This is a genomic window from Caballeronia hypogeia (assembly GCF_001544875.2).
Taxonomy (GTDB): Bacteria; Pseudomonadota; Gammaproteobacteria; order Burkholderiales; family Burkholderiaceae; genus Caballeronia; species Caballeronia hypogeia.
This window is the reverse complement of sequence record NZ_FCOA02000026.1, coordinates 81,097-99,524: the sequence shown is the minus strand read 5'-3', so window position 1 is coordinate 99,524 and position 18,428 is coordinate 81,097. Positions and strand designations below refer to the sequence as shown.

The following is an 18,428-nucleotide window of genomic DNA, read 5'->3' as shown; positions in this document are numbered from 1 at the left end:
ATGAAATCGACCATCAAACTCCCTACCGCTTGCGGCGCACTGGAAACGTATCGCGTGCAAGGCGTGCCGCTCGATGTGCGCACGCCTGTCGCGCCCTTCAGCCGCATCGCCTATTCGGCGGCGCATGTCGTCGCCGATCCACTGCGTGCGGGCGAGCTGAACGGCGCGCCCGCCATCGACTGGACGCGCACGCTCGAATATCGGCGTTACCTGTTGCAGCAGGGATTGGGCATCGCCGAAGCGATGGACACCGCGCAGCGCGGCATGGGCCTGCCCTGGCCGAGCGCGCTCGAACTGATCACGCGCACCATGGAAGGCACGCGTGACATTCCCGGCGCGCGAATCGCTTCGGGATGCGGAACCGATCATGTCGCGCCCCAGGACATCTCCACGTGCGATGAAGTCATCCGCGCTTACGCACAGCAACTCGAAGCCGTGCAGCGCGTGGGCGGCCGCGTGATCCTGATGGCGAGCCGCGCGCTCGCGAAAGTCGCGCGCACGCCCGATGATTACCGCCGCGTCTATCGCGAGGTGCTCGCGATGTGCGATCAGCCGGTGATCCTTCACTGGCTCGGCGAGATGTTCGATCCGGAACTTCGAGGCTATTGGGGCGCGGATGAATATCCGGACGCGGCGGGCGTCTGCCTCGATGTCATCGGCGAGAGCGTGGACAAGGTGGACGGCATCAAGATCTCGCTGCTAGACGATGCGAAGGAAATCGCGTTTCGCCGGAGTCTGCCGCCCTCGGTGAAGATGTACACGGGCGACGACTTCAACTATCCCGGTCTGATCGCCGGCGATGAACACGGCTATTCGCACGCGCTGCTCGGCATTTTCGATGCGATAGCGCCAGCGGCCTCGCAAGCGCTCGCGGCGCTGGCCAGCGGCGACGTTGAGACTTATCACGCGCTGCTCGCGCCGACCGTGCCGCTCTCGCGCCATATCTTTCGCGCGCCGACGCAGTACTACAAGACAGGCGTCGTGTTCCTCGCCTACCTGAACGGCTTCCAGGACCACTTCTTCATGCTCGGCGGCCATCATGGCGTGCGGCCGCCCGCCTATCTCGCGGACGTGTTCCGCTTCGCGGATCAGGCGCGCCTGTTGCGCGATCCGTCGCTTGCAATCGAACGCATGGGGCGCGTGCTCGCACCGCTCGGTCTCGATGCATGAACACGCGAGAACAGCACATCATGCGCGATCTACATCAACGGCTCGACCTGTGCTCGATCAATACGGCGACGCTCGGTCATCGCGAACCGATTGGCCGCGTGATCGATCGCGTGGCGGACGCCGGCTTCGGCGGCATTGCGCCGTGGCGTCGCGATCTGGAAGGCGAGGACGTGAGCGCCATCGCGCGACGGATCGAGGCGCGTGGTCTCACCGTCACCGGCTACTGCCGGTCCACCTATCTGCCCGCCGCGACGCGCGAGCAATTCGCCCGCAATATCGCCGATAACAAAGCCGCGCTGCACGACGCGGCCACGCTCGGCGCGCGGTGTTTCGTGATGGTCGTGGGCGGCATGCCCGATGGATCGCGCGATATCGAAGGCGCTCGCGCGCAAGTCTCGGACGGCATCGGCGCCCTGCTCGACACCGCGCGCGAGTTGCGCGTGCCGCTCGCGCTCGAACCGCTGCATCCGATGTACGCGGCGGACCGCTCGGTGATCAATACGGTCGCGCAGGCATTGCACCTGTGCGAGGCGATCGATCCCGGAAGCTCGGGCTTTCTCGGCATTGCCGTCGACGCCTATCACTGCTGGTGGGACCCGGCGCTCGCCGATTCGGTCGCGGCGGCGGGCCGCGCGGGACGGCTGCTGGCGTTCCACGTGTGCGACTGGCTGCGTGATACGCGCGACATGCTGCTCGACCGCGGCATGATGGGCGACGGCGTGATCGATCTGCGCGCGCTGCGCCGCTGCGTCGAGGATGCGGGTTACGACGGGCTCGTGGAAGTCGAGATCTTCTCGCAAGCGAACTGGTGGCGGCGCGAAGCCGTCGAGATTCTGGGAACGTGCGCGCATCGGCTACAGGCCGTGTGCTGATACAGGAGCGAATCGAATGCCGGAAATGATCAGATGGGGCGTGCTCGGCGCGGCGAATATCGCGGACAAGTTCGTCGTGCCCGCGATTCAACGCTCGCGCAATGGACGCGTGACGCACGTCGCCGCACGCGATGGCGTGCGCGCGCAAGCGTTCGCCGCGAAGCACGATATTCCCGCGACGTGCGCGAGCTACGACGCGCTGCTGCACAGCGATGACGTGGACGCCGTGTACATCCCGCTGCCCACCGCGAGCCATTTCGACTGGTGCAGGAAGGCGCTCGAAGCGGGCAAGCACGTGCTGTGCGAAAAGCCGATCGCGATGAACGCCGTGCAGGTGCGCGAGCTCATCGCACTGCGCGACGCAACCGGTCTGCTGTGCGTCGAGGCGTTCATGGTCGCGCATCATCCGCAGTGGCGATATGTTCGCGAACGTCTCGCCGCTGGCGTCATCGGCAAGCTGGAACACGTGGAAGGGAGCTTCACCTATTTCAACGACGATCCCGACGCCCTGAAGAACAACCGTGACCTGGGCGGCGGCGGCGTGCGCGATATCGGCGTGTATCCGGTCGTCACCACGCGTATCGCCACCGGCGCGGAGCCGCTCGACGTGCGCGCCGCGGTGACGATAGATCCTCGCTACGGCACGGACAAGCTCGCCGTCTGCGATGTGCGATTCGACGCATTCTCACTGCATTTCTACTGCGGCACGCAGCGTGCGCGCCGGCAATCGATGGTCTTTCACGGCACCCGCGGCTGGATCGCGCTCGATGCGCCGTTCAATCCCGGCGTCTACGACTGCGCGCGCGTGCGTACGAGAACCGACAGCACGGGCGAAGTCGAAACGGTCACGTTCGACGACACCGATCAATATCGGTCGATGGTGGAGAACTTCTGCTCGAAGCTCCTGGGCGAGGATACGGAAATCGCGTTTGCGCTTGAAAGCTCGCTCGCCAATCAGGCGGTCATCGACCGGATTCTTTCTTTCGCCTGAACGGCAATCTTACTTTTTGCTCAATGGACAACCGGACAATGCGTGCAAATCGCGCGCACGCGGCGGCGCTCGCCAATGCGGAAGATGCGTCACTCTGGCGATGGTTCTCGGCATTGCTCGATGCCCGCGACATTCGATGGTGTCTCTCGGAACAGGGATGGCTTGTCAGCGTGAGGCATCGGCATGTGGCTACCGCTGCGAGCTTCGACGAAGCCATCAGAGCGGCGAAGGCGCGCAGCGATACCTGAAACTGCCCGGTCGGAATGCTTTATCAAGCAGTTAAGTGAAAATGGTAAAAGGCCTTGCGACCCATCGCTGTCCGACTAAAGTCTAGGTGTTCGAGACGCAATTCGATATCGCCATGCTCTTCTACCACCACGGTGCTGCCGTGCACCCCTCCGCGGTGCGGGTGGGAAATGCTTTCGTCGCCCGCGTGATTGTTCGGAAGAAAGAGGGAGAAGTCAACTCGCTGATCAACCTGGGCACGTTCGCCAGTCGAACCGCAGCCGTACAGTTCGCTATCCGTTCCGGGATCGCATATGTCGACGAGCGGCCACTGCCCGCTGCTCCGTTTCAGCGAGACAATGACAGCGAGCGGGAATAGCAAACAAGCCAGCGCCGAAGTGTGCGCTGGATACCCGCCGGCGAAAAGGTGAACTCGCGGACGAAGTGCGTACCGTTCGTTAGCCGCGCGATCATGCAGGCAACCGTACCGGCGGCGCGACCCTGGACTGCGCCGTCGATCACCTCGGCGGATAGCCCCTGGCGCTGACCGCTCACACAACGCGGCCACTCCTGCCCGCCACACGGAACTTCTCGATCAGCGGTTCGTTCACACCGCCTGAATGGTCCTTTGTCAATCAATTCACACCAACGACGGATGCCTCGCCGGCCAACGCGCCGACGAACTCGACCATGGACGAGGGTGTACTTCGTATCTCGGCTATGCCGACGATGATCTGGAGACGATCATGAATTTCGACTACCGGCAGTTCCAAATTGAAGCATTCTGTCTTGAGGAGGGTGGCCATTACTACGCACGCGCAAAAATCTTCCGGCGCGCTCAGGGGGATATGAATGCCTCCGAGGTCAAGTGGTCGGGCGATATCGGCGACTATCGAAGCGACGCGGATGCCGTCGAAGCGGCTCAGAGATGGGCGATTCAATGGTGCGACGGGCACGAGCACTGAAATTCAGGCTCTTCCTTTAGCCTCGAGACGGCGTCGACGTTGCCCACAGTCGCGAGCCGCACTTGCTCCACGTGCCGCTTACTTCCAAGAGTTGAAATCCTTCGCGTAGAGATCGGCGCTCCGATCCAGGTCACCGGTCGCCGCATAGATCAACTGCTCGGCATCCGGACAAAGCACCGCTCCGTCGACGACTCGACCCACGACGAGACGATGATCTCCAGCCTCGATTTCGCTATCCACCTGACAGTCAAAATAAGCTAGCGCGTCGAGCAGCAACGGCGCTCCGCTCCGGCCTGCTCGCCAGGCTACCGAGGACAGTTTGTCGACCGAGCGGCCCGACTGTGTTCCGAAGTGCCTGGCCAGCGCCAGATGTTCTGCGCGCAACACGTTTATCGCGAACACCCGGCCGCTATTGAGAATCGGATAAGACGCGTGAGTCGGGTTGATGCCAAGCGCGACCATGAGCGGGCGAAAGGAAACCAGCATTACCGAACTTGCCGTGAATGCATTCCGGAGGCCGCCATGGGCGACGCCGATCACATAGACGCCTGCAGTTAGACGCCGGAAGAGGTCTGCCATGCTGTCAGCCATAGCGCTTCCCGTTGAATTCCAGGTTCTGCGATTCCACCGCGACGCATCCCGGCCGAGCCTTCGGCGCGCAACGAGCACGAACGGTGCGAGGCCGTTGTACACCGAACCGCTCGTGAACGTTAGCGAACCGGAAGGCATGTCGCAGAAATTTCCGAGAGCTTCTGCCTCTCGGCGAGAGAGCGTCAATCATTAATTCTCCGTATTGCCCGATAAGGAAGCGCTAGACTGCGACGACCCGGCCGGTCCGTTTGGCATCCGCAAGCGCACGGGTTTATTCGAATGTCGCGCGCTCGAAGAATGTGGATAGGCTTCACATCAGCCGGCACTGTTGACCAGCGCATGTTTGGCGCTCATCAAGATAAGGAGCTTGCCATGCGATATCTGACTTTCGAACAACGGAACGACTCGCTCATCCTCGTCGCCCGTGTATTGCTGATGGGCCTCTTTATTCTCTTCGGCTGGAAAAAGCTCATTGGATTTTCGGGCACGGTCGCCTACATGGCGTCGACCGGTGCACCGGTTCCAACGATCTCCGCCTTCATTGCGGTCGTGATGGAATTCGTGGTTGGCATTGCGATCGTGCTTGGCTTCTTCACACGCCCGCTTGCGCTGCTCCTTGCGCTCTATACGCTCGGCACGGCCTTGATCGGTCACCACTTCTGGACAATGCAAGGCATGGAGCGGTACGCGAACACGATCAACTTCTACAAGAACATCAGCATCATGGGCGGACTGCTTTTGCTGTTCGTCACGGGCCCGGGGAAGTATTCAATCGATCGAAGATAGGGCGGCGCGACGCGATCCTGTCTCATCGACCCGCGCCGTGGCGTCGGGATACCTATATGCCCGCCCATTGGAAAGCCGACCTCGTCCATCTCGACGACAGTCGACGTTGCGGCGATCCGACCTAGTGCAGCTTCCCGACCGATTGCAGTACTGCGCGCCCTTGCTCCGTCAGGCGTCGATGTTCGATCCCGGACGTCAGCTTTTCCAGTCGAACAAGCTGTCGCTCGCATAAGGCGTTCAGATCGCAAAGATCGAGTTCGCTTTGGAAGGGGTTTGCATCGAGCAGCATCAGCGCTGCGATCTCATGTGGACTCAGCATCTTCGTCTCCCGTGATCCGCGTATCGCTCGCGGCCGATAGAGACAGAGTAGTTCCTCAGCACTTCATCGCGACGCGCGAATTGTCGCACTGGAAGGAGCTAACCGCCGGGCGCGTGCCGATGCACGAGTGGAAGGCGCACCTGAAACGTCGTTCCGACTTCGGTCGCCACGACGCCGAGTCTCCCCTCGTGCCGATGCACCACTGTCCGGTAAGCGATATGCAGCCCGAGACCGTTACCCTTGCCGGGCGGCTTGGTCGTGAAGAACGGCTCGAAAAGGCGCGGCAGGACATCCGCGGGAATGCCATGCCCGGTGTCCGTGATTTCGATCACCGCGCAGTTGCCTTCGCGATGCGAGCGAATCGTGAGCTCGCCGCGCTCATCCATCGCGTCGATGGCGTTGTCGATCAGATTGGTCCACACCTGATTGAGTTCGCTGCCATAGACCGGCACGGGCGGCAACGCGCGATCGTAGTCCCGCGTGACGACGACGCCGTGCTTCAGCCGATGCTGCATGATGGTCAGCGTATCCTCGATGCCGCCATGGATGTCCACTTCCTGCAACGGCGCCTGGTCCATGTAGGAGTACGACTTCATCGCCTTGACGATCTCCGAGATGCGCTCGGCGCCGAGCCACGTCTGTTCCGACAGAAAGCGCATCTCGAATGTCGCGGCCAGCCAGCGGATGCCCGCGCTGAATTGCTCGCGGCTCACACGGGCCGTCAAGGGCTCGAATTCTTCCGGCGCGAAGCCGGCAGCCACGAGCCGCGGCGCCATCAGCCAGGGTTTGTCGATACCGTGCGTGGACAGCCACTGCGCGAAGCGGTCTTCCGCTTCACTCCGACGCAGCGAGCCGGCAGGCGTGGCGTCGATGGCGGGCGGGGCGCGGCGCGCCCATGTATCGAGCGTCTCCATCACGTCGACGGGCATCGCGCAAAGCACCAGCGCGCGCGTCGCGCGATGCAGGCTGTCGAGCGCGTCGCGCATGCCGTCCGCCGCGCGCGCGACGGCCGCCGCCGGGTTGTTCAGTTCATGCGCGAGGCCGGCCGACAGCCGTCCCAGCGCGGCCAGTTTCTCGCCGCTGAGAATGAACGTGTCGTAGGCGCTGATGCGGCCGTACATCGAACGAAAGATCTGCTTGCCAAACGCCTCGCACTCGTTCATGAGCGTGCGCACGGTGCTCTCGGCCAACGAGATCAGATAGCAGTCCGTGTTCGCGCTGAACGTGAGCGGCAGCGGCATGCCCGCGAGCAGCGATGCCTCCGCGACCGAAACGGGCGCGCTGCGCGTATCGTCGATCACCTGGCGGCCCGCCACGCGTTTTTCCGTCAGCAGCTCGCCTTCGAGGAGCACGAACTGATGCGTCACGGTCTGCCCTTCGTGCATCAGGATTTCGCCCTTCTTCAGGCGATGCTCGCTCAGGTTCTCGCGGACCCATTGCCTGCGCTCCGCGGACAGGCCCGCGAAGAGCGGCATATCGAAGAGCTTCGACGGATCGCTCATGGATTCGCGAGGTATTGATGAATGAAGTGCACCGCGATCGAGCCTTCGCCGACCGCTGCGGCAACGCGCTTGACCGAATCGGCGCGCACGTCGCCCGCCGCGAAGATGCCGGGAACGCTCGTTTCGAGCAGGAACGGGTCGCGTCCGGGCTGCCAATCCGCCGGCGCCCGCCCGCCCCGAACCAGCGCGCGGCCCGTCAGCAGGAACCCATGCTCGTCGCGCTCGACCACGCCGCGCAGCCATTCCGTGCACGGCGCCGCGCCGATGAACACGAACAGGCCGCTGGCCGGAACGGTTTCCGAACGCCCGGTCTGCATGTCGTGCAGTGTGATTTCCGCGAGGTGGCCTTCGCCGCTCACGCTCTCGACTTCGGTATGAGGGCGCACATGAATGTTCGCAGTCTCGTGGATCTGCTCGACGAGGTAATGCGACATCCCCACGCTCAGCGAAGATCCGCGGCAAAGAATCGTGACCGAGCGCGCGTACTTCGAGAGAAACATCGCACCCTGCCCCGCCGAATTCGCGCCGCCCACGATATAGATATCCTGGTTCGAGCACGCGACCGCCTCCACCAGGGCCGCGCCGTAGTAGACGCCGGCGCCCGTGAGTTCGTGCACGCCGCGCGCTTCGAGCTTGCGATAGGACACGCCGCTCGCGACCATCAACGCGAGACAACTGACCTCGGAGCCATCGGAAAGCTTGACGAACTTGTACGGCGGCTCGATTCGCAACCCCACGGCGTGCTGCGTGAGGATCATCTCCGCACCGAACCGCCGCGCCTGCGCGAGCGCCCGCCGTGACAGATCCGCGCCGCTCACGCCCGACGGAAAGCCGAGATAGTTGTCGATATGCGAGCTCGTGCCCGCCTGCCCCCCGGGCGCAGCGCACTCGATGATCGCGACATGCAGCCCTTCCGATGCCCCATACACGGCCGCGGCCAGTCCGGCCGGCCCGCCGCCCACGATGACGAGGTCGTAGAACGGCGTCGTCGAGCGCGTGTGCAGTCCGACTTTTTCGGCGATCTGCGCGATCGTCGGCCTGCTCTGCACCGTGCCGTCTTCGAACACGACGACGGGCAACTGATGCTGACCCGTGCTCAGCGCGTTCAACAGAGGATCGGACTCGGTGTGCCGCTCGACGTCCAGCCAGCGAAACGGAATGTGGTTGCGCGCCATGAAATCGCGCAACTGGTGTCCGTGCGGCGACCAGCGGTGATCGAGAATCCGGATGCCCTGGAACCCCGTACGGAAGGACGCATGCCAGTCGGCGAGCAAATCGTCGAGCGCCGGATAGAAGTTCTGCTCCGGCGGATGCCAGGGCTTGAGCAGATACTGATCCAGATGCACCTTGTTGATCGCGCGAATGGCGGCGTCGGTGTCGGCGTAGGCCGTCAGCAGCACGCGCTTGGCTTCGGGAAACAGTTCGATGGCTTGCTCGAGGAACTCGATGCCGCTCATCCTCGGCATGCGTTGATCCGCGATGAAAAGCGCGACCGAACGATTCTGCAGGCGCAGTTGCTGCGCCGCCTCCAGCGCCGCCGGCCCCGACTCCATGCGCACGATCTGATAGTGCTCGCCGTAAGCGATCTGCAGATCGCGCGCGACCGCGCCGGCCACGATGGGGTCGTCGTCCACGGCGAGGATCACGGGTTTGTCCATGACGATTCAAGTGCCGATGCCGGCTCGCGCGGCGTTCATTGCAGACATTGTAGGCGCTGCGCGAGCGGGGTTTCGCGAACCTTTCGGCATTACAGGACCGGGCCGGCGAGTCGCGCGTTCACCTGCGCCTCGTCGTGCGCGCCGGCAAGCGGGAGCGTGACGCGGAAAACCGTTCCCCCGGCCCCCGACCGCACGCCGATCGTCCCTCCATGCCGGTTCACCACGATACGGTACGCGATATGCAGGCCGAGCCCCAGACTCGGACCTTGCGTGTGAAGCGTGTACTTCGACGTATAGAACGGCTCGAACAGATGCTGCGCCGCATCGGGCGGAATGCCGGGACCGCTGTCGGCGATCTCGACCACGGCATCGTCGCCGTCGCGACTCGTGCGGATCACGATGTCGCCGTGCCCGTTCATCGCCTCGATCGCGTTCTCGATGATCCGCGTCCACACCTGATTGAGCTCGCTTCCGTACGCCTGTATGCGCGGCACGCTGCGGTCGTACTCGCGGATCACCGCGATGCCGCGCTTCGTCTCGTGCATCATCACCATCAGCGTGTTGTCGATGCCGTCGTGAAGATCGATTTCCTGCTGCGGGCCCTGATCCATGAACGAATAGGATTTCATCGCCGCAACGATGTCCGAGATGCGCTGCGCGCCCTGCATCGCATCGTCGAGGACCGAGCGAAGGTCGAGCATGCGGGCGATCCAGCCGATGGACGCGTCGAGTTGCTCCGGGCTCAGCTCGCCGGCGAACCGTGCGAGCACGTCGGGCTCGACGCCGTGCGCGGCGAGCACCGGCGCGACGCGCCACGGCTTCATGACGCGCCGCGCGGCGAGCCACTCCGCGAGCCGCGACTCGCGCTCGCTTTGCCGCAGCGGATTCGCCGTGCGCGCACGCTCGATCGATGCCTCGCCCGCTGCAACGGCGGCGAGTCGATCGATCGTTTCTTTCGGCACCGCATGCTGGCCGAGCGCCAACGCCGATGCTTCGAGACCGGCGAGATCCTGACGCACGTAATCGAGCGCGCGCGTCAACGCCGATGCCGGATTGTTCATCTCATGGGCGAGCCCCGCCGCGAGCTTTCCCAGTGCAGCAAGGCGGCTCCGATTGAGTGCGGCGGTTTCCAGCGCGGTGAGCCAGTCGGTCATCACGCGCGCCACGGCACGGCTGAAAGGTCCGCATGAAACGAACAGCTCGTGAAACGCCGCTTCCGGCAGGTGGGCGATTCGGCCCGCACTCATGGCCGTGAGCGTTACCGGATAGGGTATCGATGCGATCAGGCAGGGCGTGCCGAACGCCTCGGGGACAAAGTAACGCTCGACGGTGTGGCGGCCCTCGGCGCTGCGCGTCGCGTTCAGTTCTCCTTCGAGGAGAATCGTCAGGCGGGTGGCCATCTCGCCCTCGCGCATGAGCACGTCGCCTGCGGAAACGGAAGACTCCGTCATGCGATCGCGCAGCCATTCGAGACGATCCTGCGGAAGGTCGTTGAATATGCGCACTCTGGCGAGTTTGTCGAGCTCGATCATGATTTGCTCCCTCGTCGTCGAGAAGGGAGATCGGCGTCTCAGGTCTGGCCTTCGCGGACCAGGTCGTCGTCGGCGCTGGAAACCGCCAGCCCTTCTATGGGATCCAGCGGCGTGTCCCACGGATGCGCGGCAATGGCGCGCATCGCTCCTTCATAGCCGGCGCGCTGGTGGGCGGCAACGCCGGCCGGGGTGAAGTCGATGTCTTTCAACGGATCGTCGCCATCGAGGCGAGGGGCCGCGAGCTTGATCAGGCGCATGGTGGTCTGGCATCCCCAGGCCGCGAGTTCCTGAACCTCGGGCGTGTTGCGCTCGGATTCCGGAAGGCGCTTCACGAGTTCGCGCACGACATGGCGGAGGCGGTGAATCTGTTGCTGCCGCGCGATATGGCTGTCGGTGCGGCTGGCGTACTGAATGTCCTTTTGCCGCTCCGAAATCTGCCACAGGTTTTGCGGTTCGGGGCCGGCCGGATTCCACAAATGGACGGAGAAGATGACCGAACTCTTGCGCGGCTTGTCATCCAGCACGACTTCGATCGGCGTGTTGGAATAGATGCCGCCGTCCCAGTATGGCTCGCCATCGATCCGTATCGCGGGGAACGCCGGCGGCAGCGCGCCCGAACTCATGACGTGCTCGACACTCAGACGCTCGTCACGCGAATCGAAGTAGCGCATCGCGCCGGAACGGGCGTTCACCGCGCCGACGGTCAGACGCGTGGGACCGGCATTCAACAGGTCGAAGTCGACAAACGAAGCCAGTGTCTTGCGCAACGGCTCGATCCGGTAGTGAGACGCACGATCCACGCCGAGAGGGGCGAACGGCCCGAACCAGGACGCCGGATTCGGCTCGAAGAATCCTGCGATGCCGCCACCGATGATCATCCCTCTCGCGAGCGCTCGGTCCACGCCGGGCCATGCAGCGAGCAGGTCGAACCGGGCCCGGCCGGTGATCAGGTTCCAGAATTCCGCCATGCGCTTAAATCGGCGCTCTGGCGGATTACCGGCGATCAACGCCGCGTTGATCGCTCCAATGGATGTGCCGATCACCCAGTCCACCTGGATGCCCAGTTCATGTATTGCCTGGTAGACACCGAGCTGATACGCACCCAGTGCGCCTCCGCCCTGAAAAACGAGGACGACTTGTCCTGGCAACGCGATGCCCTGCGGACAGTTCGTTGTCATCGATCGCCTCCCTCGGGATTGCGCCGGGTTGGCCTCCGCGGGGAGCGTCTTGGCGCGGGTGGAGGCCATGGTCAGGAGTATAGGACTGCGACGAGCGCGCGGCGAGAATCGCCGCAAAGACCGCGACTCGGCGCGACGGTGGATCGTCCGCGCGTGCGGCACGCGACGCTCCGGCGAATTCAGACGGCGGCGCCGCTCTTCGCGAGACGCGATGGCCGAACTGAACGCCGCGCACCGACGAACAACAGAGATCCAAGCAGAACGATACCGCTCAGCAAGATCAGTCCCGCGACGTTCGAGCCGAAGCTCGCGTCGGCCCATGTCTTGACGTTCGGCGACACGAAATTGCCGATGTTGCCGATCGTGTTGACCATCGCGACGCCCGAGACCGCTGCCATGCCGCCCAGGCAGTTCGTGAGCATCGTCCAGAAAATCGGCTGCACGGCCCAGAGTCCCGCCACTGCAAGACACAGCGCAATCACGGAGACGAGCGGCGATCCGCCCGCCGACGCGAACATGGCGACAGCGGCGACGGCAAGGCTCGAGCAGCCGAAGAGCGTCAGACGTCCCGCACGTCCGGCGGCTTTCGGGACGGCGTAGGTCGCGATGAGCGCACACGCCCACGGAATCGCCACGACAAAGCCGACCAGAGCATTCGGTCCAGTCCCGAGCAGCTTGCCGATGAACGTCGGCAGATAGAACACGACGACGGACACGCCCATCTGGATCAGGAAGAACACGAAGCCGAAATACAGCACCGTGCGATTCGCGAGCGTCGCCCCGAAGCCATGCGGGCCGTGCGAGACCTTCGCCGCGTCTTCGGCCTCCAGCGTGGCGCTGAGCGCCCGCTTTTCGCCGGTATCGAGCCACGTTGCATCGGCAGGCTTGTCGTCGAGATAGAAGTACGCCCATACGCCCACCGCCGTCGCCGCGAGGCCTTCGAGCAGGAACATCCACTGGTAGCCGTGCAGGCCGAGCATGCCGTCGAAGCGCAACAGATAGCCTGACAACGGCGCACCGAACATGAACGCGAGCGGCGCGCCGAAGTAGAACAGGCCCATCGCCTTTGCGCGGCGCGCATCCGGGAACCAGTACGTCAGATAGAGAATCACCCCGGGAAAGAAACCCGCCTCGCACGCGCCCAGCACGAAGCGCAGCACCTGGAAACTCGTCGGCCCCCGCACGAACATCGTCGCTGCGGATACGAGTCCCCACGTCACCATGATGCGGCACATCCAGATACGCGCGCCGACCTTGTGCAACGCGAGATTGCTCGGCACTTCGAGCAGCACATAGGCAATGAAGAAAATGCTCGCACCGAACGCGAACGCCGCGTCCGATATGCCAACGACATCATGCAGCGCCTGCTTCGCGAAGCCGACGTTGGCGCGGTCGAGAAACGCAAGCACGTACATGAGCAAAAGAAAGGGAATCAGGCGACGCGTCGCCTTGTCGGCCGCGCGATCGGCGGCGGCATTGCCGAGTGAATCAGCTTGCATGATGTGTCTCCTCCGTTCGAGGTATGCGGGCCTGTATCGGCCCGTTACATGAAGATGTCAGGCGTCGCGCCATGCGCGTCGCATGAACGCGGCGCTTGCTCGCATCGACGCGAGCGGTTCGCCGTTGAAGCCACATTCGGCGCTCAGGAGCCCGCTGTACCCGCACGCTTTCAGGTTGCCGAAGAACGTCGGATAGTCGTACAGGCCGGTGCCCGGATTCAGCCGTCCCGTGTCCGCGAGATGGATATGCGCGAGCCACTCGCCGTGTTCGCGCAGCTCGTCGAGCGACTCGTTCTCTTCGTCCATGTGATAGAAGTCCGCGAGCCCGCGCACTTCATCGCGACCGAGCAGCTTCGCGAGCCGCGCGCCATCGCCCACGCTGTTCACGAGATTCGATTCCTTGCGGTTCAGCGGCTCGATGACGAGCGTGGCGCCCGAGCCGCGCAATACGTCGGCGCACCAGGAAAGCGTCGTCAGGAATTCGTCTTCGGCCTGACGCCGTGACCAGCCATCGGGGAGGTTGCGCGTCCATCCGCTGCCGAGCACGACGATGCGCGCGCGCGCCATCGTCATCAACTCGACCACGCGATCGAAATAAGCGCGATTGCGCCGCTCATCCTTCTCCGGGCCGACAATGCGCGCGTCGTGCGGAAACAGATAGCTGAACGCGAGCGCGGGCAGCGGCAGATCCGCAACGAGCGTTTTCGCATGCGCGAAGGCGGCATCGTCTTCCAGCTTCATTGGAACCAGTTGGGCCTCGATGTAATCGAGCCCTGAGTCTTTCATCGTCGATGCGTTCTCCAACAGGCCGCACCAGCCGAACTTCGGTGTTTTCATCGTGCTTCTCCGTAGCTCAGCTTCGCGAGCGAACGCAGCACTTCCGGTGTCGTGCCCGGCAAGCCGAAGAATTCGAGGTAGGCGGGAATCTGTTCGAACAGCATGTCGGAGCCGACCTGAAAGCGGCATCCGCGCGCCTGAACGGCTCGAAGAAAGGCGGTCATTTCCGTCTTCATGACGACTTCGCCGACGAAGGTTTCCGGTGCGATGCGTGTCACGTCGACCGGTAGCGGATCGCCGTCGTTCATGCCCATGGGCGTCGCATTGACGACGAGGTCGTAGCCTTGGGGATCGTTGGAGCCGGTCGTCACTTCGAGCCGCGGATAGTGCGCGCGCAGACGTTCGCCCAAACCGCGCGCGGCCTCGTCGCGGGCATCGGAGAGTGCAAGCCACGCGACGCCCGCTTTGGCCAGCGACGCCGCGATCGCCGAGCCGACGCCCCCACAGCCGACGACGAGCACGCGCGCGCCTTCCAGCGTGCAGCCCTTGCGGCGCACGCCGCGTACGAAGCCTTCGCCGTCGAACATGTCGCCGATGAGCCGTCCATCCTCCGCGCGACGCACGGCATTGCACGAACCCGCGATCTTCACCGCCGGCGACACGTCGTCGAGCAGGCCGGCGGTCGTGACCTTGTGCGGCATCGTGACGAGCGCGCCCTGGATATTGTCGAGCGCGAACACGCTTTTGAGGAATTGAGCGTAATGCTCGGTGCGACAACCCATCGGCACGACCACGGCGTTGATGCCTTCGTGCTCGAAATACGGGTTGTAAATCATCGGCGACTTGAACGCGTGCGTCGGAAAACCGATGTGGGCGATGAGCCGGGTGCTTCCGTCGATCATGCTTGTCTCCGGGGTTATCAAAGCATGGCCGGAGCTTACTATCGACGAATCGGTTTATTATTCGTCAATTCGGCACGTCATTATCACCATATCATGCTTAATGATCCTCTCGTGGGCGATCTCCGCCTGTTCTGCGAGGTCGCGCGACGCCTGAGCTTCGTCGCGGCGGCACAGGCTTTCGGCAACTCGCAGACGCACGTGAGCAAGCGCATCGCCTTGCTGGAAAAGACCCTCGGCGTGAAGCTGCTGCACCGGACGACGCGCCGGGTCTCGCTGACCACGGACGGCGAGACGGTGAATCGCTGGGCGCGGGCGATCCTGCAGGACGTCGATTCGATGCGCGACGATCTGTCGGACCTTCGGGAAAGTCCCAGAGGCTCGCTACGCATCAGCGCGAGTCTGCGGCTCGGGCGCAGCCACATCGCGCCGATCGTCTCGCTCATGAAAAAGCGCTTCCCGGAACTGGAAATCTGGCTGGAGCTGGTCGATCGCCGGGTGAACCTGGTGGAGGAAGGATTCGATCTGGATATTCGCGTGGGCGCGGCGCAGGAGCCGGGGCTGATCGCGCATCACATTGCCGCCAGTCCGCGCGTGCTGTGTGCGTCGCCCGTTTATCTCGATGCGCGCGGGCGGCCGAAGAGCGTCGAGGAACTCGCGCAACACGAATGTCTCGTGTTCCGCGAGCGGGACGAGCCTTTCGGCGTGTGGCGTCTTCTGGGACCTTCGGGCTGGGGCACGGTCAAGGTGACCGGGACGCTTGCATCGAATCACAGCGACGTCGTTCTCCGATGGGCGCGCGATGGACATGGCATCGTGATGGTCGGTCACTGGTACGTCGCGGAAGCGCTCGCGGCCGGTACGCTCGAACGAGTGCTGCCAGCGTGGGAACAGCCCGCCGACGTATGGGCGATGTCCGCGGCACGTGCGGCGCAATCGGCGAAAGTGCGCGTGTGTATCGAGTTTCTGAAACAGGAGCTGGCGCAGGGCGAGTTTGCGCTGTGGAAATACTAGATTCCGGGGGAACGACACACGGGCCAGGAGCACGCCTTCGCGCTCTCACGTCGGCACGGCATGCAGGATCCTGCTCAGGGTGGCCATCGCAACAGCCCTCTCGACATGATGATCGAAGCCGACGCCACGCGCGACGATCTTGTCATGCGACTGACATGCGTCGCTCACCGCGATGTATAGCGTGCGCTCGTGTGGATGCACCGCATGCAGTTGCCTTGCGAGCGTGTGGCCATCCAGACCGGGCAGCGCGGTGCGGATCATGATCGCGTCCACGCCGATGCCGTTGTCGGCGACGCTGATCGCTACCTGCCCGTCGCGCACGCCCGCCGTAAGCGCGATGCGACCGCCTTGCTGGGTATATTTCGCGGCATTGTTGAGCAGGTTGGTCAATACCTGGATCAGCCGGCTGCCGTCGCCCAGCACGGTGAGCGGGTCATCGGGGAGGTCCAGCGCCAGTTCCTGCCTGAGCGCCTCGATCAATGGGAGAGATTGCTCGACCGCGCTGCGGACGAGGGAGGCTACGCTCACGTCCTGGTGAGGCGCAACTGGTTCTGCTTTCGCAGGAGGATACCGACGTCCGGCTAGATGCGATCGGCGACGCCATCGTCCTGGTGTTGAGTGGAGAGCCCATTGACGAACCCGTTGCGGCATATGGCCCGTTCGTCATGAACACGGCCGAAGAGATTCGCGAAGCCGTGGAGGATTTCAACAGCGGGCGTTTTGGAGGGATGGCCGCGGCGGAGCAACATACTATGGCGTAGCGACGAGCGCGAGTCGCGAAAAGATAATGACATCTCTACGCGGCTCGCTTTCGATCCTGGTCTGATTTTCGCCGGAATCGCTTCGAGCGCGACATCTCCTGATATGCCTGGTTCGAAGCGCAAGTTTGAAGTTGGCGATCCCGGCTGCGTTCGCATAGACGGCGCGCGAATAGGATCATCTCTGGAAAATGACGCGGCGTGCTCTCAACCCTCTTCAATTGCATCAGAAGCGGTGCCTCAAGCCGACAGTCGCCTCGATCTGATTACTCGTGGAAGTCAGTCCGTCAACCGAATGAAGGCTTGCCCGCAACAGTACGGAAACGAGTTCAGCCTGACGGTGCGTGTCCGTCTTCGCGAGTATTCGCTTCACATAACTTCGAACCGTTCCGATCCCGATATTCATCTCGGTCGCATCCTGTCGCAGGTCCGCACCTCGTGCGAGCACGATTGCAAGCGCCGCTTCTCTGCGGGTCAGTCCGAAGACGGCGCGAACAGAAGATTCATCTATTCCGGAAGGACGATCGGGTTCCATCACAAACACGAGCGTGCGGGCGCTGGGAACGTCGATACGATGAGAGTCCGCCACCGCCAGCGGAAAGACTCTCACAACGAGCGGGCAGCGTGGCGGCTTCCGGCGGATCAGCGAGGTCCACGCCGACATGGATTCGACGGTGAAATCCGGCATTGACCGCCTGAATATGCCGAACCGCGTAGCCGATGCGATGGCGTTGGCGAGCGCGTCTGCATCGTCGGATCTTTGCGCCGACACTTGACGCGCGTTGAGTATCAAGCCGTCTTGTGCCCCGGCCAGCGCTTCAGCGCAAGGGTTTGCCAGAACCGGACACATCGCCTCATCGAGAAAAATCACGCCGATACTCAACTTCGAGAGCGCTTCGAGACTGCCCGACGCCTTCCCTTCTGAATTCGCAATGCGTTGCCAGACTTTGATTGCGGTGGCGATGTGCGGACCGATGATATCCGCCGTTCTTACGTTATCGGCTGTGAAGTCAGCGGCCCCTACATTTCGAGCCAGTATCAGCATTGCTTTGAAATCGGCGTTGCACAGTACTGACGAAACGAGACCGTAGAACCCTCCGGCCGGACGCACCGCCTCGTTATAAAGTTCGCATTTCTTGAAATCTGCATCGCTTACCGCCGATGTTTGCAGCATCGACGTTCCCACAGGAATGGCCTCTACCCATCGCGGGGGTCTGTCATGAAGCTCCCGCCGAATGCGAACCACGTCGTCCTCGACGTCGAAACCGCTGGTTAGCGTAAAACCAAGCCGGCCCGATGCAAGCAGCAGCGCCTTATGTGCTCCGCCAGCCTTGACTACGGCATCGATGGCGCTTGGCCAGGTCTCGGGCGCCAGCGCTGCTTCGTAGATGCCTCGGATGGCGCGATGTATCGCATCTTCCTGGTGCATACAGCCTCCACGATCGGTCCTTACGCTTCCGACAGGAGGAGTCTAGCAATTTGTAATGTGCCGTGGAACGCGTCCCTACTTTCTCGTAGCGCGTGACGAGGCGCAAATTCCCGGACGGTCGGTCTTTTAGCGCGAAGTGAAACGATTGAAGCAATGCTGAAGAAGTCGAATCTCCCAATTGGCAGTATTCACGCCCATCGATTGCTGTTTGAGTTGAAACCACGGAGTCGAGGATGCCTTAATGTTCGCTAACCGGTGCGCGA

At 63.1% G+C, this 18,428-nt stretch carries 18 protein-coding genes and 1 pseudogene; 9 read left to right on the top strand and 10 right to left on the bottom strand.

The genetic code is table 11. From position 1 onward, the window contains the following. The 6 genes from AWB79_RS28965 (at position 1) to AWB79_RS28940 (ending at position 4,223) form a co-directional block, all read left to right on the top strand. A complete protein-coding gene (locus AWB79_RS28965) occupies positions 1–1,170 on the top strand; it encodes a dihydrodipicolinate synthase family protein (RefSeq protein ID WP_061170889.1) in 1,170 nt (389 codons plus the stop codon). 20 nt (positions 1,171–1,190) lie between these two features. After that, on the top strand, positions 1,191–2,042 hold the full coding sequence (locus AWB79_RS28960) for a sugar phosphate isomerase/epimerase family protein (RefSeq protein WP_061170911.1): 852 nt from the start codon (positions 1,191–1,193) through the stop codon (positions 2,040–2,042). Between the two features lie 16 nt (positions 2,043–2,058). After that, on the top strand, positions 2,059–3,033 hold the full coding sequence (locus AWB79_RS28955; protein WP_061170888.1) for a Gfo/Idh/MocA family protein: 975 nt from the start codon (positions 2,059–2,061) through the stop codon (positions 3,031–3,033). Between the two features lie 38 nt (positions 3,034–3,071). Continuing rightward, the gene (locus tag AWB79_RS28950; protein ID WP_232471057.1) at positions 3,072–3,281 is read left to right on the top strand and encodes a hypothetical protein; all 210 of its coding nucleotides are present in this window, start codon (positions 3,072–3,074) and stop codon (positions 3,279–3,281) included. A 113-nt stretch (positions 3,282–3,394) separates the two neighbouring features. Beyond that, complete coding sequence (locus AWB79_RS28945) at positions 3,395–3,637, top strand: hypothetical protein (protein ID WP_061170910.1); 243 nt, start codon at positions 3,395–3,397, stop codon at positions 3,635–3,637. A 367-nt stretch (positions 3,638–4,004) separates the two neighbouring features. After that, complete coding sequence (locus AWB79_RS28940; RefSeq protein ID WP_061170909.1) at positions 4,005–4,223, top strand: hypothetical protein; 219 nt, start codon at positions 4,005–4,007, stop codon at positions 4,221–4,223. A 78-nt stretch (positions 4,224–4,301) separates the two neighbouring features. Here the strand turns inward: AWB79_RS28940 and AWB79_RS28935 are convergent, their stop codons facing one another. After that, on the bottom strand, positions 4,302–4,814 hold the full coding sequence (locus AWB79_RS28935; RefSeq protein WP_061170886.1) for a flavin reductase family protein: 513 nt from the start codon (positions 4,812–4,814) through the stop codon (positions 4,302–4,304). Between the two features lie 372 nt (positions 4,815–5,186). Here AWB79_RS28935 and AWB79_RS28930 point away from each other — a divergent pair, with 372 nt between their 5' ends. Further along, positions 5,187–5,600: a DoxX family protein gene (locus tag AWB79_RS28930; protein WP_061170908.1), complete on the top strand. Its 414-nt coding sequence runs from the start codon at positions 5,187–5,189 to the stop codon at positions 5,598–5,600. A gap of 417 nt (positions 5,601–6,017) precedes the next feature. Here the strand turns inward: AWB79_RS28930 and AWB79_RS28920 are convergent, their stop codons facing one another. The 7 genes from AWB79_RS28920 to AWB79_RS28890 all read right to left on the bottom strand — a co-directional run bounded on the left by AWB79_RS28920 (position 6,018) and on the right by AWB79_RS28890 (position 14,967). Next, positions 6,018–7,421 (bottom strand): ATP-binding protein, encoded by a 1,404-nt coding sequence (locus AWB79_RS28920; protein WP_061170884.1) that lies wholly within the window; start codon positions 7,419–7,421, stop codon positions 6,018–6,020. Next, on the bottom strand, positions 7,418–9,079 hold the full coding sequence (locus tag AWB79_RS28915) for an FAD-dependent oxidoreductase (protein ID WP_061170883.1): 1,662 nt from the start codon (positions 9,077–9,079) through the stop codon (positions 7,418–7,420). The genes AWB79_RS28920 and AWB79_RS28915 overlap by 4 nt, the downstream gene beginning before the upstream one ends. Before the next feature lie 89 nt (positions 9,080–9,168). Next, positions 9,169–10,611 (bottom strand): ATP-binding protein, encoded by a 1,443-nt coding sequence (locus AWB79_RS28910; RefSeq protein WP_061170882.1) that lies wholly within the window; start codon positions 10,609–10,611, stop codon positions 9,169–9,171. Positions 10,612–10,649: 38 nt separating this feature from the next. Then, on the bottom strand, positions 10,650–11,789 hold the full coding sequence (locus AWB79_RS28905; RefSeq protein ID WP_061170881.1) for a patatin-like phospholipase family protein: 1,140 nt from the start codon (positions 11,787–11,789) through the stop codon (positions 10,650–10,652). 179 nt (positions 11,790–11,968) lie between these two features. After that, positions 11,969–13,288 carry an MFS transporter gene (locus AWB79_RS28900; protein WP_061170880.1) on the bottom strand — a complete coding sequence of 440 codons (1,320 nt, stop codon included), beginning with the start codon at positions 13,286–13,288 and terminating at the stop codon, positions 11,969–11,971. A gap of 57 nt (positions 13,289–13,345) precedes the next feature. Continuing rightward, complete coding sequence (locus AWB79_RS28895; RefSeq protein ID WP_061170879.1) at positions 13,346–14,125, bottom strand: sugar phosphate isomerase/epimerase family protein; 780 nt, start codon at positions 14,123–14,125, stop codon at positions 13,346–13,348. After that, entirely contained in the window at positions 14,122–14,967 is an 846-nt protein-coding gene (locus AWB79_RS28890) for a shikimate dehydrogenase family protein (protein ID WP_061170878.1), read from the bottom strand. The genes AWB79_RS28895 and AWB79_RS28890 overlap by 4 nt, the downstream gene beginning before the upstream one ends. Positions 14,968–15,060: 93 nt before the next feature. Between AWB79_RS28890 and AWB79_RS28885 the strand changes: the two genes are divergently transcribed. Beyond that, positions 15,061–15,978 (top strand): LysR family transcriptional regulator, encoded by a 918-nt coding sequence (locus AWB79_RS28885; RefSeq protein ID WP_061170877.1) that lies wholly within the window; start codon positions 15,061–15,063, stop codon positions 15,976–15,978. A 45-nt stretch (positions 15,979–16,023) separates the two neighbouring features. Here AWB79_RS28885 and AWB79_RS28880 read toward each other — a convergent pair whose 3' ends face one another. Further along, entirely contained in the window at positions 16,024–16,458 is a 435-nt protein-coding gene (locus AWB79_RS28880) for an ATP-binding protein (protein ID WP_061170876.1), read from the bottom strand. A gap of 56 nt (positions 16,459–16,514) precedes the next feature. On the opposite strand from AWB79_RS28880, the pseudogene AWB79_RS28875 reads away from it, so the two are divergent. Beyond that, positions 16,515–16,739 (top strand): annotated as a pseudogene (locus AWB79_RS28875) (pirin-like C-terminal cupin domain-containing protein); the annotation flags it as partial. A gap of 223 nt (positions 16,740–16,962) precedes the next feature. On the opposite strand, the gene AWB79_RS28870 reads toward AWB79_RS28875, so the two are convergent. Continuing rightward, positions 16,963–18,165: a helix-turn-helix transcriptional regulator gene (locus AWB79_RS28870; RefSeq protein WP_061170874.1), complete on the bottom strand. Its 1,203-nt coding sequence runs from the start codon at positions 18,163–18,165 to the stop codon at positions 16,963–16,965. Between the last annotated feature and the right edge of the window lie 263 nt (positions 18,166–18,428).

What these genes read in the sequence shown, in the direction of transcription:
- AWB79_RS28935 (WP_061170886.1), bottom strand. Translation starts at nt 4,814, where the DNA reads ATGGCTGACAGCATGGCAGACCTCTTCCGGCGTCTAACTGCAGGCGTC.
- AWB79_RS28910 (WP_061170882.1), bottom strand. Translation starts at nt 10,611, where the DNA reads ATGATCGAGCTCGACAAACTCGCCAGAGTGCGCATATTCAACGACCTT.
- AWB79_RS28900 (WP_061170880.1), bottom strand. Translation starts at nt 13,288, where the DNA reads ATGCAAGCTGATTCACTCGGCAATGCCGCCGCCGATCGCGCGGCCGAC.
- AWB79_RS28905 (WP_061170881.1), bottom strand. Translation starts at nt 11,789, where the DNA reads ATGACAACGAACTGTCCGCAGGGCATCGCGTTGCCAGGACAAGTCGTC.
- AWB79_RS28890 (WP_061170878.1), bottom strand. Translation starts at nt 14,967, where the DNA reads ATGATCGACGGAAGCACCCGGCTCATCGCCCACATCGGTTTTCCGACG.
- AWB79_RS28885 (WP_061170877.1), top strand. Translation starts at nt 15,061, where the DNA reads ATGCTTAATGATCCTCTCGTGGGCGATCTCCGCCTGTTCTGCGAGGTC.
- AWB79_RS28965 (WP_061170889.1), top strand. Translation starts at nt 1, where the DNA reads ATGAAATCGACCATCAAACTCCCTACCGCTTGCGGCGCACTGGAAACG.
- AWB79_RS28915 (WP_061170883.1), bottom strand. Translation starts at nt 9,079, where the DNA reads ATGGACAAACCCGTGATCCTCGCCGTGGACGACGACCCCATCGTGGCC.
- AWB79_RS28945 (WP_061170910.1), top strand. Translation starts at nt 3,395, where the DNA reads ATGCTCTTCTACCACCACGGTGCTGCCGTGCACCCCTCCGCGGTGCGG.
- AWB79_RS28930 (WP_061170908.1), top strand. Translation starts at nt 5,187, where the DNA reads ATGCGATATCTGACTTTCGAACAACGGAACGACTCGCTCATCCTCGTC.
- AWB79_RS28950 (WP_232471057.1), top strand. Translation starts at nt 3,072, where the DNA reads ATGCGTGCAAATCGCGCGCACGCGGCGGCGCTCGCCAATGCGGAAGAT.
- AWB79_RS28960 (WP_061170911.1), top strand. Translation starts at nt 1,191, where the DNA reads ATGCGCGATCTACATCAACGGCTCGACCTGTGCTCGATCAATACGGCG.
- AWB79_RS28920 (WP_061170884.1), bottom strand. Translation starts at nt 7,421, where the DNA reads ATGAGCGATCCGTCGAAGCTCTTCGATATGCCGCTCTTCGCGGGCCTG.
- AWB79_RS28940 (WP_061170909.1), top strand. Translation starts at nt 4,005, where the DNA reads ATGAATTTCGACTACCGGCAGTTCCAAATTGAAGCATTCTGTCTTGAG.
- AWB79_RS28895 (WP_061170879.1), bottom strand. Translation starts at nt 14,125, where the DNA reads ATGAAAACACCGAAGTTCGGCTGGTGCGGCCTGTTGGAGAACGCATCG.
- AWB79_RS28870 (WP_061170874.1), bottom strand. Translation starts at nt 18,165, where the DNA reads ATGCACCAGGAAGATGCGATACATCGCGCCATCCGAGGCATCTACGAA.
- AWB79_RS28955 (WP_061170888.1), top strand. Translation starts at nt 2,059, where the DNA reads ATGCCGGAAATGATCAGATGGGGCGTGCTCGGCGCGGCGAATATCGCG.